This is a genomic window from Micromonospora sp. NPDC051300, from assembly GCF_044455315.1.
In the GTDB taxonomy this organism is placed as follows: domain Bacteria; phylum Actinomycetota; class Actinomycetes; order Mycobacteriales; family Micromonosporaceae; genus Micromonospora; species Micromonospora robiginosa.
On sequence record NZ_JBITEP010000005.1, the window covers coordinates 255,377 to 273,903 of the forward strand.

The window sequence follows — 18,527 nt, forward strand, 5'->3', positions numbered from 1 at the left end:
CCCACCCGGGTGGAGGACGCATGACCGTCACGCAGCCGCCGGACGAGCTGGACCGGCACCGGCTCGCCCGGCACCACTTCGGGGACCTGGCGGCGGGCGGCGGCGACGCCGGGACCGTCGAGGAGTTGCTCGCCGCCGAGCACAGTTGGCGGCTGCTGCAGTTGCGCGCCGTGCTCGACGCGGTGGCCGGCACGCCGGAGGTGGCGGGCCCGCTGCCGCCGGTGGCCGAGGCGTGGGCCCTGCTGGTCGCCGCGCAACGCCGCGCCCCGGCCGCTGTCGACCGGCTGATCGCGCACCCGCACGTCGGCACCTGGGCCGGATACGTGCTACGCCGGTTGCGCGGCTCCACCGTCACCGCCGACGGCCCGCTCTGGGCCGACCTCGGCTACCTGCACGCCCTCGCGGCCGTGGCCGGTGTCCGCGCGGGCCTGTCGTTCGCGTCGCGGGTGCCGGTCCGCGACGGGTTCGTCGCGCTGCCCACGCTGGGCGGCGCCGTGCTGCCCGCCACGCAGCGGTGGGCGGTGGCCGAGGTGGCCGGCGCGGACGGCGCGGCGAGCGTCGCCCTGGACGGTCACCGGGTCGCCTTCGACCGCGCCGGCGGTGGCGCCGACGGCTGGTTCGCGCTGCCCACCGTGCGGGCCGAGGCCGGCGGCCAGACGCTGACCGTGGGCCTGGACTTCCTCGACCCGTACCGTAATTTGCGCAGCCCGACCCCGCCGGACCTGGACACGGTCGCGGCCGTCGACCGCTGGCGGACGCTGCTGACCCAGGCGTGGGAGCTGCTGGTGCGGGTCTGCCCGGAGCGCGCCGCCCCCATCGCCCGCGGCCTGTTCTCGGTGGTGCCGCAGCGCCCGGCCGAGCGGTTCCGCACCATGAGCGCGTCGGCCGGGGACGCCTTCGGCAGCATGCTCATCTCGGAGCCGGAGGACGCGCCGGAGCTGGCGGTGACGCTGGTCCACGAGTTCCAGCACATCAAGCTCGGCGGCCTGCTGCACCTGACGCCGCTGCTGACCGCGGAGCCGCCGCACCGGCTCTACGCGCCGTGGCGGGACGACCCGCGCCCGCTGGGCGGCCTGCTGCAGGGCGTGTACGCGTTCGTCGGGATCACCGAGTTCTGGCGGGCGTACCGTCCGGTGGCCACCGGCGCCGGCGGCCCGGTGGCGCACTTCGAGTTCGCCCGGTGGCGGCGGCAGGTCACCGCGACGGTGGCGATGCTGCGGGCCCGGCCCGAGCTGACCGACGTGGGGCGGCGCCTGCTCGACGGCCTGGCGGCCACGGCCGAGACCTGGCGCTCGGAGCCGGTGCCGGCGGAGGTGCTCGCCGCGGCCGACGCGGCGGTCGACGACCACCGGGCCCAGTGGCGGCTGCACCACCGGCGGCCCGACCCGGCGGTGGTGCGGGCGTTCGCCGAGGCTCGGCGCGCCGGCACGGCCCGCCCCGACACCGACGGCGCGGACCCGCCGGTGGTGGTGGACGCCGCCGCGCGCCGGCTGGACACCCGCGCGGTGCTGCTGCTGTGGCGGCTCACCGACCCGGAGGGCTTCGACTCGCTGTGCAAGGACCCGTCCACGGTCGGCGAGCGGGTCACCGGGGCCGGGCCGGCCGACCTGGCCTACGCCGCCGGCGACACCGCGCAGGCGCACCACCTGCGCCGCGCGGAGCTGGCCGCCGGGCCGGGCAGCCCGTCGGCGTGGGCCGGGCTGGCGTTGACCAGCGCCGCCCTGGGCCTCGACGAGGCGGCGGCGGCGCTGCGCAGCCGACCCGAGCTGGTCCGCGCCATGCACGCCGCCCTGCTCGCCGCCGGCACGCCGGCCGACCCGGTGGAACTGGCGGCCTGGATCGGTCCGGCGCCGACCGCCGGCTGAGCCGCCCGGCCCGGCGGCGGTACGCGAGCCGCCGCCGGGGCGGGCCGGCTACAGCGGCATCGGGTCGAGGTCGCAGTCGCCCCGCACGGCCGGGTCCAGGCCCGCGCGGGTCGCCGGGTGCGTGTCGCCGAGCGTCCGGTGGAACGCCGGCACGATCTCGTCGAGCAGCGCCCGCCCCTCCGCCACCCGCTCCAGCGCGATCAGGTCCATCGCCAGGTTGCCCAGCGCGATCAGCGTGGTCGGGTGCTCCGGCCCGAACACCTCCCGCGCCCGGTCCACGGTGGCCCGGTCCAGCTCGTACGCGGCCCGGTGCTCGCCGAGCACGTAGAGGTCGTTGCCGAGGTTGATCGAGGCGGCCAGCACCAGCGGGTGGTCCGGCCCGAGGCGGCGGCCGAGCACGCCCAGGCCGGCCTCGTTGACCGACCGGGCGAGCGCCGCGTCGCCGCGCAGCCGGTGCACGATCGCCGCGTTCGCCCGGGCCGCCACCGTGTACGGGTGTTCGTCGCCGAAGAGCCGCTGGTAGCTCTCGGCGATCTCTTCGCTGAGCCGGGCCGCGGTGTCCAGGTCGCCGGTGGCGCGCATGTCGACGGCGAGACCGAACGCGGCGAGCAGGGTGTCCGGGTGGCCGTCGCCGTAGCGGGCGGCGAAGCCGTCGCGTACCTCCTGGGAGAGGGTGCGGGCGGTGACGTGGTCGCCGGCCTTGCGCACCGCGGAGGCCAACCGGCGGCGGGCCAGCAGCGTCTGGGTCTGCGCGCTGCCCCAGACCAGCGGCAGCCGGTCCACCACGTTCTGCATCTCCGCCCGGGCGGGCAGGTATTCGCCCAGCTCGCGCCGGTCGATGATGAGGTTGAGGTGGGACTCCAGCGTCTGCGCGTGGTCCTCGCCGAACAGCAGCACCCGGTGCGCGTAGGTGGACCTGTCGACCGCGAAGGCCCGCCGCATGTCGCCGGTCAGGCGCAGGCTCACCGCGAGGTTGTGGGCCGCGTTGAGGGTGCTCGGGTCGTCCTCGCCGAGCAGCGCCACGTGCCGGCGGTAGACGTCCTCGTCGATCTCCAGGGCCTGCGCGAAGTCACCGGCGACGCGCAGGTCCGCGGCGACCGCGCCGCGGGCGCTGAGCAGCTCCTCGGTGTCCTCGGCGCTGGCGCTCTCGTGGGCCCGCAGGATGCGGCTGTTCAGCTCCCGGGCCTCGGAGTGCCGACCCAGGCGGTAGAGCATGAAGCCGAGCCACTGACCGATCCGCAGCGTGGTCGGATCGGTCTCGCCGAGCCGCTGCCGCCAGGTGTCGTAGGCGTGCCGGGACAGCTCCAGCGACGCCTCCATGTCGCCCCACCAGTAGAGGTAGCGGGCCTCGTTGTAGATGAGCTGGTGCACCCAGCCCTGGGCGGACTCGACCGCGCCGGAGACCAGCACGTGCGGGTAGAGGTCGGAGTAGCTCGGCCAGTTGGCCGGCGTGTCCGGGTCGTTGCGGTCGCCGGTGGCGAGCAGCCGGTGGGCGCTGGCCCGCATGGCGTCGCGCTCGGCGGTGTTCATCCGGTCCAGCAGCACCGCCTGGATCAGCCGGTGCATCTGGATCGAGTTGGTGCGGTGGATCACCCGGGCCAGCGCGTAGCGGTTGATGTCGCGGATGGCCCGGCCGAGCCGCATCGGGTCGCGCAGCGCGCCGTTGAGCTCCGGATGGATGTCGGCGTTCTGCGCGCCGCTGAACAGCGTGCGGGGGATGGGCTCGGGGGCCAGGAAGGAGCACACCTGCAGCAGCCGGAACGCGGCCGGGTTGGCGACCACCAGCCGGTCCAGCGAGACGTTCCAGGCGGCCGCCACGGGGAGTTGGTAGTCCATCGGCGGCGCCTGTTCGAGCAGCTCGACGCGCTTCTCCTCGAACAGCCGCAGGTATTCCTCGGCCGGCATGCCGGTCTCGGCGCGCCAGGCGGCCGCCTGTTCCAGGGCCAGCGGCAGGTCGCCGAGCGCGTCGGCCAGGCGGTCGGCCTGCTCGTCGGTGAGCTCCGGGCCGCGCCGGCGCAGCAGCTCGACGCTCTCGGCGCGGGTGAAGACGTTCACCTCGAGGGTGCGGGCCATGGTGGCCCACTGCGGGTTGCGCGAGGTGATCATGATGCTGCCGGAGCCGCCGGTGGGCAGGTAGGGCAGCAGCACCTCCGGGCTCTCCGCGTTGTCGAAGATCAGCAGCCAGCGGGGGTAGGGACGGCCCATCCGCAGCGCCTCCTGCACCGCGAGCCGGGCGCTGCCCACGTCCGGCCCGGCGGTCAGGTTCATCCGGTGGGCCAGCTCGACCAGCGAGGCGCCGATCTGGGTGGCCCGCTCGGCCGGGATCCACCAGATCAGGTCGTACTCGCCCTGGTGCTGGTAGACGTATTCCACGGCGAGGTGGGACTTGCCCACGCCGCCCATCCCGTGCAGGGCGTGCGGCAGCACCGCAGTGGTGCCGCCCTGGATCTGCCGGTGCAGCAGGGCCAGCAGGTCGGCGCGGCCGGTGAAGTTCGGGTTGCGCGGCGGGACGTTGCCCCAGACGGCGGGGGTCCGGCCGGGGGTGCTGGCGTCCACGGGGGTCGTCGACAATCCGGCTCCTTCAGCGGGGACGCGATGGGGGACGTCGGCTTCATCGCCTCCGTCCATGATGACATTCGTGCCCCGCGATGCGGGAGTGTCGCGGACGTCGCGTTCGTCCGGCGTGTCCCGCTCCAGCGCGCTGCGCAGCCGCCGTGCCCGCCCCAGGTAGCGGCCGGAGAGCGCGCGCAGCACCGCCATCTCCACCCCCGGGTCGGCGGCCGGGCCGGGCAGGTCGAGCGGGACGCCGTCCGGGTCGGACAACACCGGCCCCCACGCCGCCAGCTCCGGCCGGTCCGGGCCCAGGCGCGCCGCGAGGGCCCGCAGGATCCGTACCGTCTCCGCCCGCCTGCCGATCGCCAGCAGCTCCTCCCGGACGCCGGGCCGGAAGTCGACGCCGAGCCGGGTCGGCCCCGGCCCGACCAGCGGGCCGGTGAGCACCTCGGCGAGGTGCACGTCGCCGGCCTCGGGCACCAGCTCGTCGCGGACCGTCGCGACGGCCGCCGGGTCCAGTGGGGCCGCCGCCAGTCCGGTGGCCAGCCGCAACGCCGTCGGCGACGCCCAGGAGACGAACTCGCGTACCGCCGCCGCCGGGTCCCACCGCGGCGGGGGACGCCGGTCGGGAGGCCGCGGCGGCCGGGCGTACGCCAGGACGGCCGGCAGGTCGACCCAGCGTGGATGGCGGCCGGCGACCAGGTCCACCCAGGCGGCCAGCCAGCGGGGGCGCAACTCCACCACGGGCACCGGCACCGCGTCGGGGTCGGCCGGGTGGCCGGCGTCGGTCCACGCCCGCAGCGGGTCCGGTTGCCGCCACCACAGCCGGGAGTTCGGCGCGCCGGCCCTCGGCGCGCGCAGGCCGAGCCGCTGCGCGGCGAGCCCGCCCCGGTGCCACATCTGCTGCGGCAGCAGGTGCACCACCGCCACCGGCTGGCGCCGCGCCCACGCGTGCAGGTGCGGCAGGGCCGCGCCGCTGCGCCAGGCCGGGGCGGCGCCGTCGGAGAGCACCAGGACGATCCGGTGCCGCCGCACCGCCGGCAGCCCCGCCGCGGCCGGTACGGCCGGAGCGCGCCGGCCCCGGCGCAGCAGGACGTCCTCGGGCCGGGTCCCGCCGGTGGCGAGGTGGCACACCTGCACGTCGTGGAAGGCCGCGTGCCGGCGCAGCAGGGTGGTGAAGGTACGCACCCGCGCGGACCAGACCGTCATCGAGGGGTGCTCGTCCACCACCAGCACCACGTCCCAGCGGGCCCGCGCCGCCCGCCGCAGCACCGGCCGGGCCAGTCCCGCCTCGGCCTGGGCGGCGGTGGCCTCCTGGTCGTACACGAACAGCTCCCGCGGCGGGACCAGCCGCCGGAACGGACGCAGCACGTCGGCGAGCGACTCCTCGCCGGCGTTCGCGGCGCCGGGGTCGGCCGGGCCGGCGGAGAGCCGGGCCGGCCGGGTCATTCCGGGTCCGCCGTCGGCCCGCCCCGCCACAGCACCTCGGCGAGCCGGTCCCAGTCCGCAGCGTCGTCGGCGTCGGCGGCGGCGAGCTGGACCGCGTCGAGCAACTGGTCCAGGGTGGGCGCCTCGGGGCCGTGCCGGCGCTCCAGGAACGCCCGCACCAGTCCGGCCGCGCCCGCCGGCCGCTCGGCGAAGTGCGCGTCCACCATCTCCAGCAGGGTGGCCTCGTCCGGGTCGGCCATCCGCAGCCGCAGGCAGTGCCGCAGGAACGCCGGCGGGAACACCCGGTCCTCGGTGCAGGTCATGACCACCAGCGGGAACTCGTGGCAGCGCACCCGCCCGGCGCGCACCGTGGCCCGGCCACCCGGGTCGGCGGTGTGCACGGTGACCTCCGGGCTGCGCTCCGCCGCCCGGACCAGCTCGGGGATCTCGAACCCGCCGTCGTCGAAGACGGTGCGCAGTTGCTGCGGCAGGTCGATGTCGCTCTGGTCCAGCTCGTCGACAAGCAGCACCCGGGGCGTGCGACGGGGCAGCAGCGCGGTGCCCAGCGGCCCGAGGCTGAGGTGCTCGCCCAGCTCGTCGCCGATCGTGCGGTCCGGGTCGCGGCCGGCGCGTACCCGCCCGAGCGGGTCGTGCTGGTAGAGGCCGGCGCGGACGGTGTCGTGGGTGGACACCGGCCAGTGCAGCACCCGGCCCAGGCCGAGTTCCCGGGCGATCCGGTAGGCCAGGCTGGACCGGCCGGACCCGGCGCGGCCGGTGACCAGGAGCGGGCGGCGCAGCAGCAGCGCGGCGTTGACCACGTCCACCTCGCGGGGGTCGGGACGCCGGGCCACCGTGGGCGCGCCGAGCCGGCGCTCCAGGTCCGGGTCCTCGGCGGGCGCCGGCGGCTCGTCCGGCCCGCCGTCGAAGGCCCGCCAGCGCGGCGGCGCCGGCCAGCGCCGGTCCCGCTCGGCCGGGTCGAGCGGCTCCCCGGTGCCCCGGTAGACCCGCCACCCGGCGGCCCGCGGGGCGCTCACGCCGGCCGTCCCGGGCGGTCGTCGGGCCGGTGCAGCTCCGGGGTGCGTTCCGGGTCGTCCCAGAGCACCACCAGGTGCCGGCCGCTGTGCCGGTCGGCGTGCGGCTCCAGCGCGAGCGCGTCCAGCCGCGCCCGCCGGGCGTGCACCGGGAGGCGCGCGATGCGTCCGTCGGCGGTCATGTCCCGGATCTCCTCCCAGAACTCCGTGTCGGACGGGCGGGTGCGGTGCCAGACGATCACCGGCAGCCCGGCCCGCAGGGCGGTCATCACTTCCTTGAACCCGAGCGGGTTCGCCGGCGTCGGCGCGGCGCTGAGCAGTAGCGTCGACCAGCGCGGGTCGGCGGTCAGCTCGGCCTCCAGCCGGGTCAGGTACGCCGTGCCGTCCGGCCGGCTGCGGAACAGCCGGCTGTGCGCCGGCTCGGCCTGCAGGTGCTCCCAGCGTCGACGCCACGCCCGGTGCCACTCCGGTTGCCGCAGCCGGTTGAGGCTGCGCACCACCACCGGGTAGTCCATCGCCAGCACCTTCTGTTCCAGGTGGACGCTGGCCGGCTCCTTGCGCCACCAGGCGACGTCCTCGTTGAGCAGCTCCACCGGCAGGACCAGTTCCACCGCGACGTCGGCGCGCCGGTCGGACCACTCGATCTCCATCTGGTGGACGATCCGCTCGACGGTCGCCTCCAACTCGGCGTACGCGACGTCGGTGAGCTGGCCGTGCCGCCGGGAGTGCCACCCCTGCGCGCCCTGCCACTGCCGGTAGTGCGAGACGGTGTAGCCGGCGCTGCCGGGGGCGAGGTCCGGCTCGACCTGGACGACCAGGTAGACGTACGGCTCGGGGGTCTGGTCGCCGGCGTTGACCTGTGCCCGCCGGCGGTCCAGGTTGGCGGTCAGCTCCAGCAGGCTGGCCCGGCGCCGGTTGCGGTGCCGGATCACCCGGGCGGTCTCGGTGTCCACCTCGTGCTCCAGCAGCACCAGGAAGAGCATGTTGGGGGGCAGCCCGCGCGGCGGGTCGTTCTGTCCGGAGAGGTAGACGAAGACGTCCCAGGCGGTGACGCACCAGGACGGGGGTGTGGCGGTCTTGTGGTCGGTGGCCCGCTGGTAGAGCCAGCCCAGCGAGTCCGGGCGGTGCGCGGTCAACGCCGGTCGCAGGTCGGTCCAGTCCTCGGCGGCCAGCAGCTCGAACGCGTCGACCTCGTACCGCAGCCGGTGCAGCGGGCCGAGCTGGGCGGCGGCCGGCTCGAACAGCGCGACCACGTCGATCAGGGCGGGCAGGTCGCCGAGGCAGACGCGGACCACCTCGATGCTCTGGTCGCGGGGGTTGGCGTAGTCGTTGACGCCGTGCTGGGCGAGCCGTTCGCGGAGCTTGCCCACCATCAGCCGGCGGCTGTCGGGCTCCTGGAGCAGGCGCATGCCGGAGAGCAGGTCGACCAGTTCTTCCTCGATGCGGCGTCGCTGGGCGGCGCCGGGGGACGGAAGCTGCGTCATGGGCCATCCGGTTCGTCGCACGGCGGGTGTCGGAGGTGGGCCGGCGCGGCCACGCCGGCACGGCGGCGGGCGGCGGCGGACGTCCATGATCGCAGCGGGCTCGGCGGTCTCACGTCGACTGTCCGGTCCCCGACACCGTTCGCATCGGCATCCTCCGATTCATCGTGAGCACGCACCATTCTGACGGCGCGGTCAAGCGCCGACCACGGACCGTGCGCGCGGCCGGACTGCCGCCGATGCCCAAACGACCGTTAAGCTGACGGGGTCCGCACCCGGACGCCGCCCCGGCTCACCCACCCCACGGAGCTCATCGCGCTATGGACGTCGACCGGATCCTCCCCACCGACGAGGCCCACGACCTGCTGGACCTCGCCACCGAGCTCGCCGACCGGGAGTTGGCCCCGCGGGCCGCCGGCTTCGAGGAGCGCGCCGAGTTCCCCCGTGACGTGCTGCGCACCCTGGGCCGGGCCGGCCTGCTCGGCCTGCCGTACGCCGAGGAGCACGGTGGCGCCGCCCAGCCGTACGAGGTCTACCTCCAGGTGCTGGAGATCCTCGCCAGCCGGTGGCTGGCCGTGGCCGAGGCGGTGAGCGTGCACACGCTCTCCTGCTACCCCCTCGCACAGTTCGGCACCGACGAGCAGCGCAAGCTGCTGCCCGACATGATCGGCGGAGAGCTGCTCGGGGCATACTGCCTCTCCGAGCCGCAGGGTGGCTCGGACGCGGCGTCGCTGACCACCCGGGCGGTGCGCGACGGCGACGACTACGTGGTGACCGGCACCAAGGCGTGGATCACCCACGCCCGGGTCGCCGACTTCTACAACATCTTCTGCCGCACCGGCGGGCCCGGCCCGAAGGGCATCTCCTGCCTGCTGGCCGACCGGGGCACGCCAGGTCTCCACCCGCAGGCCGCGGAGCGCACCATGGGCCTGCACGCCTCGCCGGTGGCGCAGATCGCCTTCGACGACGCCCGGGTGCCGGCCGAGCGGCTGGTCGGCGGCGAGGGCGCCGGCTTCGCCATCGCCATGTCCGCGCTGGACTCCGGCCGCCTCGGCATCGCCGCCTGCGCGGTGGGGCTGGCGCAGGCGGCCTTGGACTACGCGGTCGGCTACGCCCGCGAGCGCCGGCAGTTCGGCCGGGCGATCATCGACTTCCAGGGGCTCGGGTTCAACCTGGCCGACCACGCCACCGGCATCTCCGCGGCCCGCGCGCTCATGCTGGCCGCCGCGCGGCTGCGCGACGCCGGCCGGCCGTACTCGATCGAGGCGGCGAAGGCGAAGCTGTTCGCCACCGACCTGGCGATGCGGGTGACCACCGACGCGGTGCAGGTGCTCGGCGGCGCCGGCTACGTCGCCGACCACCCGGTCGAGCGCTACATGCGCGAGGCGAAGGTGCTGCAGATCGTCGAGGGCACCAACCAGATCCAGCGACTGGTCATCTCCCGCGCCCTGGCCAAGGGCTAACCTGTCGCGGTGACCTTCCCCCGGATCACCGTCGACCCCGACGTCATGGGCGGCGCGCCCTGCGTGCGGCAGTCGCGCGTCCCCGTGGCCACGCTGCTGGCCATGATGGCCGACGGCATGTCCGTCACGGACATCCTCACCGACCTGCCGTTCCTCGACGAGGAGGACATGGCGGAGGTGCTCAACTACGCCGCCGACGCGGTCCGCGACCGGACGGCCCGCTGAGCGTCACGACGGCGGGGCGGGTGCGCCGTGGGAGCGCTATCTCCGGTAGGTTGCACCGCGTGGAGGACATCGACCGTGCCATCGTCGCCGCCCTGACCGGCGACGGTCGGCTGTCGTACACGGACCTGGCCGAGCGGGTGGGGCTGTCGGTGTCCGCCGTGCACCAGCGGGTCCGCCGGCTGGAGCAACGCGGCGTGATCCGGGGGTACGCCGCCCGCGTGTCGTTCGAGGCGTTGGAGCTGCCGCTCACCGCGTTCGTGGCGATCCGCCCGTTCGACCCGTCGCAGCCCGACGACGCCCCGGAGCGGCTGGCCCACCTGCCGGAGATCGACTCCTGCTACTCGGTGGCGGGGGAGGACTTCTATCTCCTGCTGGTGCGGGTGGCCGGACCGGCCGACCTGGAGCGGCTGCTGCAGGAGATCCGCACCTCCGCCAACGTCACCACCCGCACCACCGTGGTGCTCTCCACGCCCTACGAGAACCGCCCGCCGAAGATCAGTGCCGAGCTGTCCGGTCGTCCGCGGTCGCGCTCGGCGTCGGAGCCGGCAGGTTCCACCGCTGGATGACCCGCCGGCCGTGCTCGTGGCCGAGCACGCTGAGCGTGGCGGTGTCCAGCCGCAGCAGCCCGCCGGCCGACGGCGGCAGCCCGATCCAGCGCGCCCCGAGCACCCGCAGGCTGTGCCCGTGCCCGACCAGCGCGACGCTGCCGCGCTCCAGCAGCGGGGCGACCCGGTCCAGGACCCGGTCCAGGCGGGCGGCCACCTCGTCCGGTGACTCGCCGCCGGGTCCGCCGTCGGTCCAGATCGTCCAGTCCGGCCGTTCCTCGGTGATGGCCGCGGTGGTGCGTCCCTCGTACTCGCCGTAGTTCCACTCGGCCAGGTCGGGGTCGGTGGCGTCGACGGTCAGCCCGGCGAGGTGCGCGGTGCGGGTGGCGCGCTGCCGGGGGCTGGACAGCACCCGCACGAACCGCCGGCCGGCGAGCAGGGGAGCGAGCGCGCGGGCCTGCCGCTCGCCGTCGGCGGTCAGCTCCAGGTCGGTGTACGAGGTGTGCCGCCCGCTGGCGCTCCAGGTGGTCTCGCCGTGCCGCACCAGCAGGATCTCGTTCACCGGCCCAGTCAACCACGCCCTCGTCGGGACCGCCGGTTCCCCGCCGAGGGACGACCCGTCCACCCTTCGACCTATTATCCTAGGATGCCTTACGCATAGTGCGACGCCCCACCACGTTTGACCAGCGAGGCACCGGGGACGCAACCGAAGCAACGCTCCGCCGAACGAGGAGGGCGACATGAGCTTCACCGACAAGGCGAAGAACAAGGCCCAGGAGATGAGCGGCATGGCCAAGGAGCGCATCGGGGACGTGACCGACAACGAACGGTTGCGGGCCGAGGGCGCCAGCGAGCAGAGCACGGCCCGGGCCAGGCAGGCCGGGGAGAACGTCAAGCAGGCCGGCCGCGACGTCAAGGACGCGTTCGAGAAGTGACCCACGAACGACTGCGGGCCACCGGAGTACCGGTGGCCCGCAGTCGGGTGTTCCTGGGGGTCAGTCGTCGCGGTGGGCGCGCCACCAGGCCTGGCCGGCCTCGGGGAGGGTGTCGATCGGGTCGTAGTAGGCGTAGCGCTTGTTGAGCGCCTCCAGGTCGGCCGATTCGATCGAGGTGCGGTAGTTCTTCGTCCAGTAGGAGATGCCGCGCTCCCGGTCGTAGTCCGTGAGCATGTGCACCCAGCGCTTGCCGACGAACGGGACGTCGCAGACGATGCGCGGGGTGGCGTAGCCGGGCAGGTAGCCCATGATGTCGTGCTGGAGCTGCTGGGCGTGCCAGACCGGGACCCGCCAGTGCTCGGCGTTGGGGATCATGTCGCACATGTAGAAGTAGTACGGCAGGATGCCCGTCTCGCCCTGCAGCGCGAAGCAGAGGTCGAGCAGGTCGGCGCTGGTGGCGTTGACGCCGCGCATCAGCACGCCCTGGTTGCGGACGTCGCGGACGCCGACGTCGAGGGCGGTCTGGGCGGCCCGGGCGACCAGCGGGGTCAGCGACTGGGCGTGGTTGACGTGGGTGTGGATGGCCAGGTTGACGCCACGGCGGGCGGCGGTGCGGGCGACCCGCTCCAGGCCCTCGACCACGTCCGGCTGGAGCCAGTGCTGGGGCAGGCCCATGAGGGCCTTGGTGGCGAGGCGGATGTCGCGGATGGTCTCGATCTCGAGCAGCCGCATGAGGTAGGACTCGAGGTTCTTCCACGGCACGTTTGCCACGTCGCCGCCGGAGACGACGACGTCGCGGACCCCCGGGTGGGCCTTGAGGTAGCTGATGTGGGCGTCGTAGCGGTCGACCGGCTTGAGGGTGAGCTTGAGCTTGTCGACGGCGGGGGTGGAGTTGCCGACGAGGTCCATCCGGGTGCAGTGGCCGCAGTACTGCGGGCAGGTGGAGAGCAGCTCGGCGAGGACCTTGGTGGGGTAGCGGTGGGTGAGTCCCTCGGCGACCCACATGTCGTGTTCGTGGAGGCTGTCGCGGCTGGCGTAGGGGTGCGACGGCCAGTCGGTGCGCCGGTCGGAGGCGACCGGGATCATGTAGCGGCGGACCGGGTCGGCGAGCAGCGCCTCGGTGGTCATCGGCGCGAACGGCACCATCGTGTTGATCATCTGGGGCGGCACCAGCATGGACATGGTGGCCAGGGCCTTCTGGTCGGCCTCCAGGTCGGCGTAGAAGGTCTCGTCGACGAGGTCACCGAGCACGGTGCGGAGCTGCTTGATGTTCTTGACGCAGTTGACCCGCTGCCACTGGGCGCTCTCCCACTGTTCGCGGGTGACGTGGCGCCAGCCGGGGAAGCGGGTCCAGTCGGGTTCGACCAGGGGGGTGCGTCGGTATTCGTAGGGCTGTCCGGCGGTGGGAGCGGCGACCGGCGTGGAGCGGGGCGTCGGGATGGTCTCCACCGGTTGGGTCTGGGTCACGGCCCCTCCTCGTCGTGGTGCGGGTTGATCAACCTTGCGAAGGCTACTGGAAAATCTGCGGTGAAGAAATTAGTCTGCCGTAAGTTTTCCCGCGACGCGAACCCTGGCCAGGGGTTCGGGCGGCTTGACATAGGGGGTCGGCGTGACGTCACCGGTGGGTCTGCACCGAGTCGTGGAACCGGCGGGGGTGCTGCCGCAGGCGGCCTGGCGCCTGGACGCCGACCCGCGGATCGCGGCGAACGAGGTGCGGATCCGGGTGGAGCGGCTGAACCTGGACGCGGCGAGTTTCCGGCAGTTGGCCGAGAAGCACGGCGGTGACGGCGAGAAGGTCCGCGCCGAGGTGCTGGACATCATCTCGACCCGGGGAAAGATGCAGAACCCGGTGACCGGCTCCGGCGGCATGCTGATCGGCACGGTGGAGGAGGCGGGGCGCCGCTCGCCGCTGGGGCTGCGGGCGGGTGACCGGGTGGCCACGCTCGTGTCGTTGACGCTGACGCCGCTGACCGTCCTCGACGGGCTGGCCCGCTGGGACGGGCGCAGCGAGCAGGTGCCGTGCGACGGGCACGCGATCCTGTTCGCCCGGTCGATCGCCGCGGTGCTGCCGGCCGATCTGCACCCGGAACTGTCCCTCGCCGTGCTGGACGTGTGCGGCGCGCCGGCGTTGACCGCGCGGGTGGTGGCCGAGCAGGTGGCGCGGCGGGGCCGCGAGGGTGATCCGCGTCCGGTGTCGGTGGCGGTGATCGGTGGGGCCGGCAAGAGCGGGTCGCTGTCGCTGGCCGCGGCGCGGCGGGCGGGCGCGGGTCGTACCGTCGGGGTGGTGCCGGTGGCGGCGGAGCGCGACGCGCTGGTGGCGGCCGGGTTGGCCGACGCGGTGGCGTTGGCGGACGCGCGGGATCCGGTGGGGTTGTCGACGGCGGTGACCACGGCGTTGGGCGTGCCGGCGGACGTGACAGTGGTGTGCGTGGACGTGCCGGGGTGTGAGCACGGCGCGGTGCTGGCCACGGCGGACGGCGGTACGGTGATCTTCTTCTCGATGGCGACGAGTTTCGCGGCGGCGGCGTTGGGCGCGGAGGGCCTGGCGGCGGACGTGACGATGCTGGTGGGGAACGGGTTCGTGCCGGGGCACGCGGAGCTGGCGTTGGAGTTGTTGCGCTCCGAGCCGGGGGTGCGCGGCCTGTTCGAGGCGCGGCTGGCGGCAGACTGAGGCCATGACGAACCCCTCGACGCTGTATCGCGGTGGAGTGCTGCACTGTCCGGCCGAGCCGAGCGCGACGGCGCTGTTGGTGCGGGACGGGCGGATCGCCTGGTTGGGTGCGGACGCGGACGCGCCGGGCGCCGACCGGGTGGTGGAGCTGGGCGGCGCGCTGGTGACGCCGGCGTTCGTGGACGCGCACGTGCACGCGACGGACACCGGTCTGGCGTTGTCGGGGCTGGACCTGTCGGCGGTGCGTTCGGCCGGGGAGCTGTTGGCGGCGGTGTCGGCGTTCGCGGGCGGGTTGCCGGGTGACGCGGTGGTGTTGGGGCACGGGTGGGACGAGTCGTTCTGGGCGGATCCGGCGTTGCCGGACGCGGCGGCGGTGGACCGGGCGGCGGGGGGTCGCAAGGTGTATCTGTCGCAGGCGTCGATCCATTCGGCGTTGGTGTCGGCGTCGTTGTTGGCGGCGTGTCCGGACGCGGCGGGTGCGGCGGGGTTCGACGGGTCGGGGTGGTTGCGTCGGGACGCGCATCACGTGGTGCGGGCGGCGGCGTTCGCGTCGGTGACGCGGGCGCAGCGGGTGGCGGCGCAGCGGCGGGCGTTGGGGCATGCGGCGTCGTTGGGCATCGCGGCGGTGCACGAGTGCGGTGGTCCGGACATCTCGGACGAGGAGGACTTCACCGGCCTGTTGGCGGTGTCCGGGGACGGGGTGCCGGAGGTGTACGGGTACTGGGGTGAGCTGCTGGGTGCGGCGCGGGCCCGGGAGCTGGGTGCGGTGGGCGCGGGTGGTGACCTGTTCGCGGACGGGGCGTTGGGGTCGCGGACGGCGCACGTGTCGGCGGCGTACCTGGACGGTGAGGCGGGGGCGTGCGGGCACGGGTACGTGTCGGCGGAGCAGGTGCGTGATCACCTGTTGGACTGCGCGGCGCACGGGATGCAGGGCGGGTTCCACGCGATCGGTGACGCGGCGATCGCGACGGTGCTGGCGGGGTTCGCGGAGGCGGCGGCGAAGCTGGGCACGGAGCGGTTGCGGGCGGCGCGGCACCGGGTGGAGCACGCGGAGATCATGACCAAGCGGTTGATCGCGGGGTTCGTGGAGTTCGGGATCGTGGCGTCGATGCAGCCGGCGTTCGACCGCCTCTGGGGTGGTTCGGGGCGGATGTACGAGTCGCGGTTGGGGTTGGCGCGGTCGTTGGAGTCGAATCCGATGGGTGCGATGCACGGGGTGGGGGTGGCGTTGGCGTTCGGGTCGGATTCGCCGGTGACGCCGTTGGACCCGTGGGGTTCGGTGCGGGCGGCGGCGGCGCATCACAACCCGTCGCAGCGGATGAGTGTGCGGGCGGCGTTCGCGGCGCACACGCGTGGTGGGTGGCGGGCGGTGCACCTGGACAACGAGGGGGTCCTGGCGTTGGGTGCGCCGGCGACGTTCGCGGTGTGGGACTCGCCGGCGGGGGTGGAGCGGGGTCTGCCGGTGCTTCAGGCCGGGGATCCGGAGTTGCGGGGGGCGGATGATCCGACTCCGCTTCCGGTGTGTCGGGCCACGGTGTTGCGCGGTGACGTGATCTATCAGGAAGGTTCTTCGTGACGGGCAAGCTTGGGTTGGATCCGGCGCTGGTGGCGCGGGCGCGGGAGTTGGCGCGTCGGGCGGGGCAGCCGGTGGTGGATCTGGCGCGTAGCCACACGACGGTGTCGGTGGAGCGGGCGGTGTTGCGGCTGGCCGGGGTGTCCGGCGCGGATCCGGACGGGATTCCGTGGGTGAACCGGCTGGTGGACGCGGTGGTCGCCGACGTGGGGTTGGGTCACGGGGTGGCGGTGCCGGTGTTCGACGCGTTGGCGCGTGAGGGCATCGCGGACGTGACGTTGCTGGCGCAGAAGGCGGCGGCCGGGTCGGTGCGGTTCGCGCTGCCGTCCGGTAAGGCGGCGACGGCGGCGCGGCGGGCGTCGCGGCGGGCGGTGGCGGCGGGGGTCCGGCAGATCGACAGGCGGCGCGCGGAGCGGGATCGGCTGGTGAAGCGGTTCGGGGATCCGAAGCAGCGGCCGTGGATCTATCTGATCGTGGCGACCGGGGACATCTACGAGGACATTCCGCAGGCGCAGGCGGCGGCGCGGGCCGGCGCGGACGTGATCGCGGTGATCCGGTCGACGGGGCAGTCGTTGCTGGACTACGTGCCGGAGGGGGCGACCCGGGAAGGTTTCGCGGGCACGTACGCGACGCAGGAGAACTTCCGGTTGATGCGGGCGGCGTTGGACTCGTCGTCGAAGGAGTTGGGCCGGTACGTGCGGCTGACGAACTACGCGTCGGGGTTGTGCATGCCGGAGATGGCGACGTTGGCCGGCCTGGAGCGGCTGGACATGATGCTCAACGACTCGATGTACGGGATTCTGTTCCGGGACATCAACCCGATCCGTACGTTCGTGGACCAGCGGTTCTCGCGGCAGGTGCACGCGCGGGCGGGGATCATCATCAACACCGGTGAGGACAACTACCTGACCACCGCGGACGCGGTGGACGAGGCGCACACGGTGACGGTGTCGCAGTTGTTGAACGAGTTCTTCGCGCACGAGGCGGGGTTGACCGACCCGTTGTTGGGGTTGGGGCACGCGTTCGAGATCAACCCGGATGTGCCGGAGTCGTTCCGGTTGGAGTTGGCGCACGCGTTGTTGGCGCGGGAGTTGTTCCCGGACGCGCCGTTGAAGTGGATGCCGCCGACGAAGCACATGACCGGGGACGTGTTCCGGGGCAATCTGCTCGACGGGTTCTTCAACCTGGTGGGGACCATGACCGGGCAGGGCATCCTGCTGGTGGGGATGATGACCGAGGCGGTGGTGACGCCGTGGTTGTCGGACCGGGACATCGCGTTGCAGAACGTGCGGTACGTGTTGGGCGCGGCGGGCGGGTTGCACGAGGACTTCGTGCCGGCGCCGGGCGGGTTCATCCAGCAGCGGGCGCACCGGGTGCTCGGTGAGGCGGTGGAGTTGCTGGAGCGGATCGGGGAGCAGTCGTTGTTGACGGCGATCGCCGAGGGCACGTTCGGGATCATGAAGCGGCCGGCGGACCGGGGCAAGGGCCTGGACGGGGTGGCGCGGCACGCCGACGACTACTTCAACCCGGCGACGGAGATCCTGGAGCGGCAGCCCTGATGAGCGAGCGGAAGACGGTCGTGCGGCCGTACGGGGACACCACAGGTGACGGCATGGTGCAGGTGTCGTTCACGTTGCCGGTGCCGCACGACAAGCGGGCCGAGGGCGCGGCGGTGCAGTTGGCCAACAAGATGGGCATGGACCCGGCGATGCTGGTGCACGCCAAGCCGATCGGCGACGGGTTCACCTTCTTCGTGGTGTACGGGCGGGTGAACCACCTGGTGGACCTGGACAAGGTGCAGGTGGTGGAGCGGGACTTCCCGCTGCTGTCGGCCAAGGAGGTCAACGCGGTGGTGAAGCAGCGGTTGCGCCGCAAGTTGTCGGTGGTGGGGGCGTGCATCGGCACCGACGCGCACACCGTGGGCATCGACGCGATCCTCAACGTCAAGGGCATCGCCGGGGAGAAGGGCCTGGAGTACTACCGGGAGTTGAAGGTCAGCAACCTGGGCGCGCAGGTGAGCGTGCCGGAGCTGGTCGAGGCGGCCCGGCAGGAGAAGGCCGACGCGGTGCTGGTGTCGCAGGTGGTGACGCAGCGCGACGCGCACCTGCACAACACGCGGGAGATGTCGGCGGCGTTCCGGGAGGCGATGCCGGCGGGGAGGCGTCCGCTGCTGATCGTGGGCGGGCCGCGCTTCGACGAGACGATGACCGGGGAGTTGGGCGTGGACCGGATCTTCGGTCGCGGCACCACTCCGGGCGAGGTGGCCAGCTACCTCGTCCACGCGTTGATCACCTCCAGGAAGGCGAGCAGTTGAGCGAGCAGGATCCCCGGCTGGGGTTGACCGTGACGCACCGCCGGTACGTGCCGTACGCGCACGCGCACTACGCGGGCAACCTGGTCGACGGGGCGTACGCGTTGGGGTTGTTCGGTGACGTGGCCACGGAGGTGTGCATCCGTACCGACGGCGACGAGGGCCTGTTCGCCGGTTACGCGGACGTGCGGTTCACCGCGCCGGTGCGTGCCGGTGACGTGGTGGAGGTGACGGCGCGGGTGGTGCGGGTGGGCTCGCGCAGCCGGACGTTGGAGTTGAGCTGCGCGGTGGTGTGCCGGGGCCGCCCGGACAGGGGTGATTCGGCGGCGGAGGTGCTGGACCCGCCGATCGTGGCGGTGACCGCGACCGGCACCGTGGTCGTGCCCGCTCCCGCGTGAGCGCGAGGAGCGAGCCGGTCCTGCGCGCCCCGCAGTCGCGCACGAAGG

At 73.8% G+C, this 18,527-nt stretch carries 15 protein-coding genes and 1 pseudogene; 10 read left to right on the top strand and 6 right to left on the bottom strand.

The genetic code is table 11. The features are described 5' to 3' along the window. Positions 1 to 20: 20 nt before the first annotated feature. Positions 21 to 1,865, top strand: a complete 1,845-nt coding sequence (locus ACIA5A_RS08375; RefSeq protein ID WP_396758039.1) for an HEXXH motif domain-containing protein — start codon at positions 21 to 23, stop codon at positions 1,863 to 1,865. A 48-nt stretch (positions 1,866 to 1,913) separates the two neighbouring features. Here ACIA5A_RS08375 and fxsT read toward each other — a convergent pair whose 3' ends face one another. From fxsT to ACIA5A_RS08395, 4 genes and pseudogenes are all read right to left on the bottom strand, one after another. Beyond that, complete coding sequence (gene fxsT, locus ACIA5A_RS08380; protein WP_396758118.1) at positions 1,914 to 4,625, bottom strand: FxSxx-COOH system tetratricopeptide repeat protein; 2,712 nt, start codon at positions 4,623 to 4,625, stop codon at positions 1,914 to 1,916. Positions 4,626 to 4,787: 162 nt separating this feature from the next. After that, positions 4,788 to 5,966 (bottom strand): annotated as a pseudogene (locus ACIA5A_RS08385) (SAV_2336 N-terminal domain-related protein); the annotation flags it as partial. Further along, positions 5,864 to 6,880, bottom strand: a complete 1,017-nt coding sequence (locus tag ACIA5A_RS08390; RefSeq protein ID WP_396758042.1) for a MoxR family ATPase — start codon at positions 6,878 to 6,880, stop codon at positions 5,864 to 5,866. The gene ACIA5A_RS08390 and the pseudogene ACIA5A_RS08385, both read right to left, overlap by 103 nt. Then, positions 6,877 to 8,361 carry a hypothetical protein gene (locus ACIA5A_RS08395; protein ID WP_396758045.1) on the bottom strand — a complete coding sequence of 495 codons (1,485 nt, stop codon included), beginning with the start codon at positions 8,359 to 8,361 and terminating at the stop codon, positions 6,877 to 6,879. Before ACIA5A_RS08395 ends, ACIA5A_RS08390 begins: the two co-directional genes overlap by 4 nt. Before the next feature lie 317 nt (positions 8,362 to 8,678). On the opposite strand from ACIA5A_RS08395, the gene ACIA5A_RS08400 reads away from it, so the two are divergent. From ACIA5A_RS08400 to ACIA5A_RS08410, 3 genes are read left to right on the top strand one after another with little or no spacing between them, the layout of a single operon-like run. Next, on the top strand, positions 8,679 to 9,821 hold the full coding sequence (locus tag ACIA5A_RS08400; RefSeq protein ID WP_396758048.1) for an acyl-CoA dehydrogenase family protein: 1,143 nt from the start codon (positions 8,679 to 8,681) through the stop codon (positions 9,819 to 9,821). 9 nt (positions 9,822 to 9,830) lie between these two features. Next, positions 9,831 to 10,046, top strand: a complete 216-nt coding sequence (locus ACIA5A_RS08405) for a DUF433 domain-containing protein (RefSeq protein ID WP_354869524.1) — start codon at positions 9,831 to 9,833, stop codon at positions 10,044 to 10,046. A gap of 59 nt (positions 10,047 to 10,105) precedes the next feature. Further along, positions 10,106 to 10,612, top strand: coding sequence for an Lrp/AsnC family transcriptional regulator (locus ACIA5A_RS08410; protein ID WP_396758052.1), 507 nt, complete (start codon positions 10,106 to 10,108; stop codon positions 10,610 to 10,612). Here ACIA5A_RS08410 and ACIA5A_RS08415 read toward each other — a convergent pair. Next, complete coding sequence (locus ACIA5A_RS08415) at positions 10,542 to 11,153, bottom strand: histidine phosphatase family protein (protein WP_396758055.1); 612 nt, start codon at positions 11,151 to 11,153, stop codon at positions 10,542 to 10,544. The two genes, ACIA5A_RS08410 and ACIA5A_RS08415, sit on opposite strands and share 71 nt — an antisense overlap. Before the next feature lie 178 nt (positions 11,154 to 11,331). Here ACIA5A_RS08415 and ACIA5A_RS08420 point away from each other — a divergent pair, with 178 nt between their 5' ends. Beyond that, positions 11,332 to 11,526, top strand: a complete 195-nt coding sequence (locus ACIA5A_RS08420; protein WP_396758058.1) for a CsbD family protein — start codon at positions 11,332 to 11,334, stop codon at positions 11,524 to 11,526. 60 nt (positions 11,527 to 11,586) lie between these two features. On the opposite strand, the gene ACIA5A_RS08425 is transcribed toward ACIA5A_RS08420, so the two are convergent. After that, complete coding sequence (locus ACIA5A_RS08425; RefSeq protein ID WP_396758061.1) at positions 11,587 to 12,993, bottom strand: KamA family radical SAM protein; 1,407 nt, start codon at positions 12,991 to 12,993, stop codon at positions 11,587 to 11,589. Between the two features lie 154 nt (positions 12,994 to 13,147). Between ACIA5A_RS08425 and ACIA5A_RS08430 the strand changes: the two genes are divergently transcribed. From ACIA5A_RS08430 to ACIA5A_RS08450, 5 genes are read left to right on the top strand one after another with little or no spacing between them, the layout of a single operon-like run. Then, positions 13,148 to 14,197 carry a zinc-binding alcohol dehydrogenase gene (locus tag ACIA5A_RS08430; protein WP_396758121.1) on the top strand — a complete coding sequence of 350 codons (1,050 nt, stop codon included), beginning with the start codon at positions 13,148 to 13,150 and terminating at the stop codon, positions 14,195 to 14,197. 4 nt (positions 14,198 to 14,201) lie between these two features. Beyond that, the gene (locus ACIA5A_RS08435) at positions 14,202 to 15,773 is read left to right on the top strand and encodes an amidohydrolase (protein ID WP_396758064.1); all 1,572 of its coding nucleotides are present in this window, start codon (positions 14,202 to 14,204) and stop codon (positions 15,771 to 15,773) included. Then, a complete protein-coding gene (locus ACIA5A_RS08440; protein ID WP_396758067.1) occupies positions 15,770 to 17,329 on the top strand; it encodes a lysine 5,6-aminomutase subunit alpha in 1,560 nt (519 codons plus the stop codon). Before ACIA5A_RS08435 ends, ACIA5A_RS08440 begins: the two co-directional genes overlap by 4 nt. After that, complete coding sequence (locus tag ACIA5A_RS08445) at positions 17,329 to 18,084, top strand: OAM dimerization domain-containing protein (RefSeq protein ID WP_396758070.1); 756 nt, start codon at positions 17,329 to 17,331, stop codon at positions 18,082 to 18,084. The genes ACIA5A_RS08440 and ACIA5A_RS08445 overlap by 1 nt, the downstream gene beginning before the upstream one ends. Beyond that, positions 18,081 to 18,479: a hotdog domain-containing protein gene (locus ACIA5A_RS08450; protein WP_396758072.1), complete on the top strand. Its 399-nt coding sequence runs from the start codon at positions 18,081 to 18,083 to the stop codon at positions 18,477 to 18,479. Before ACIA5A_RS08445 ends, ACIA5A_RS08450 begins: the two co-directional genes overlap by 4 nt. Positions 18,480 to 18,527: the final 48 nt, after the last annotated feature.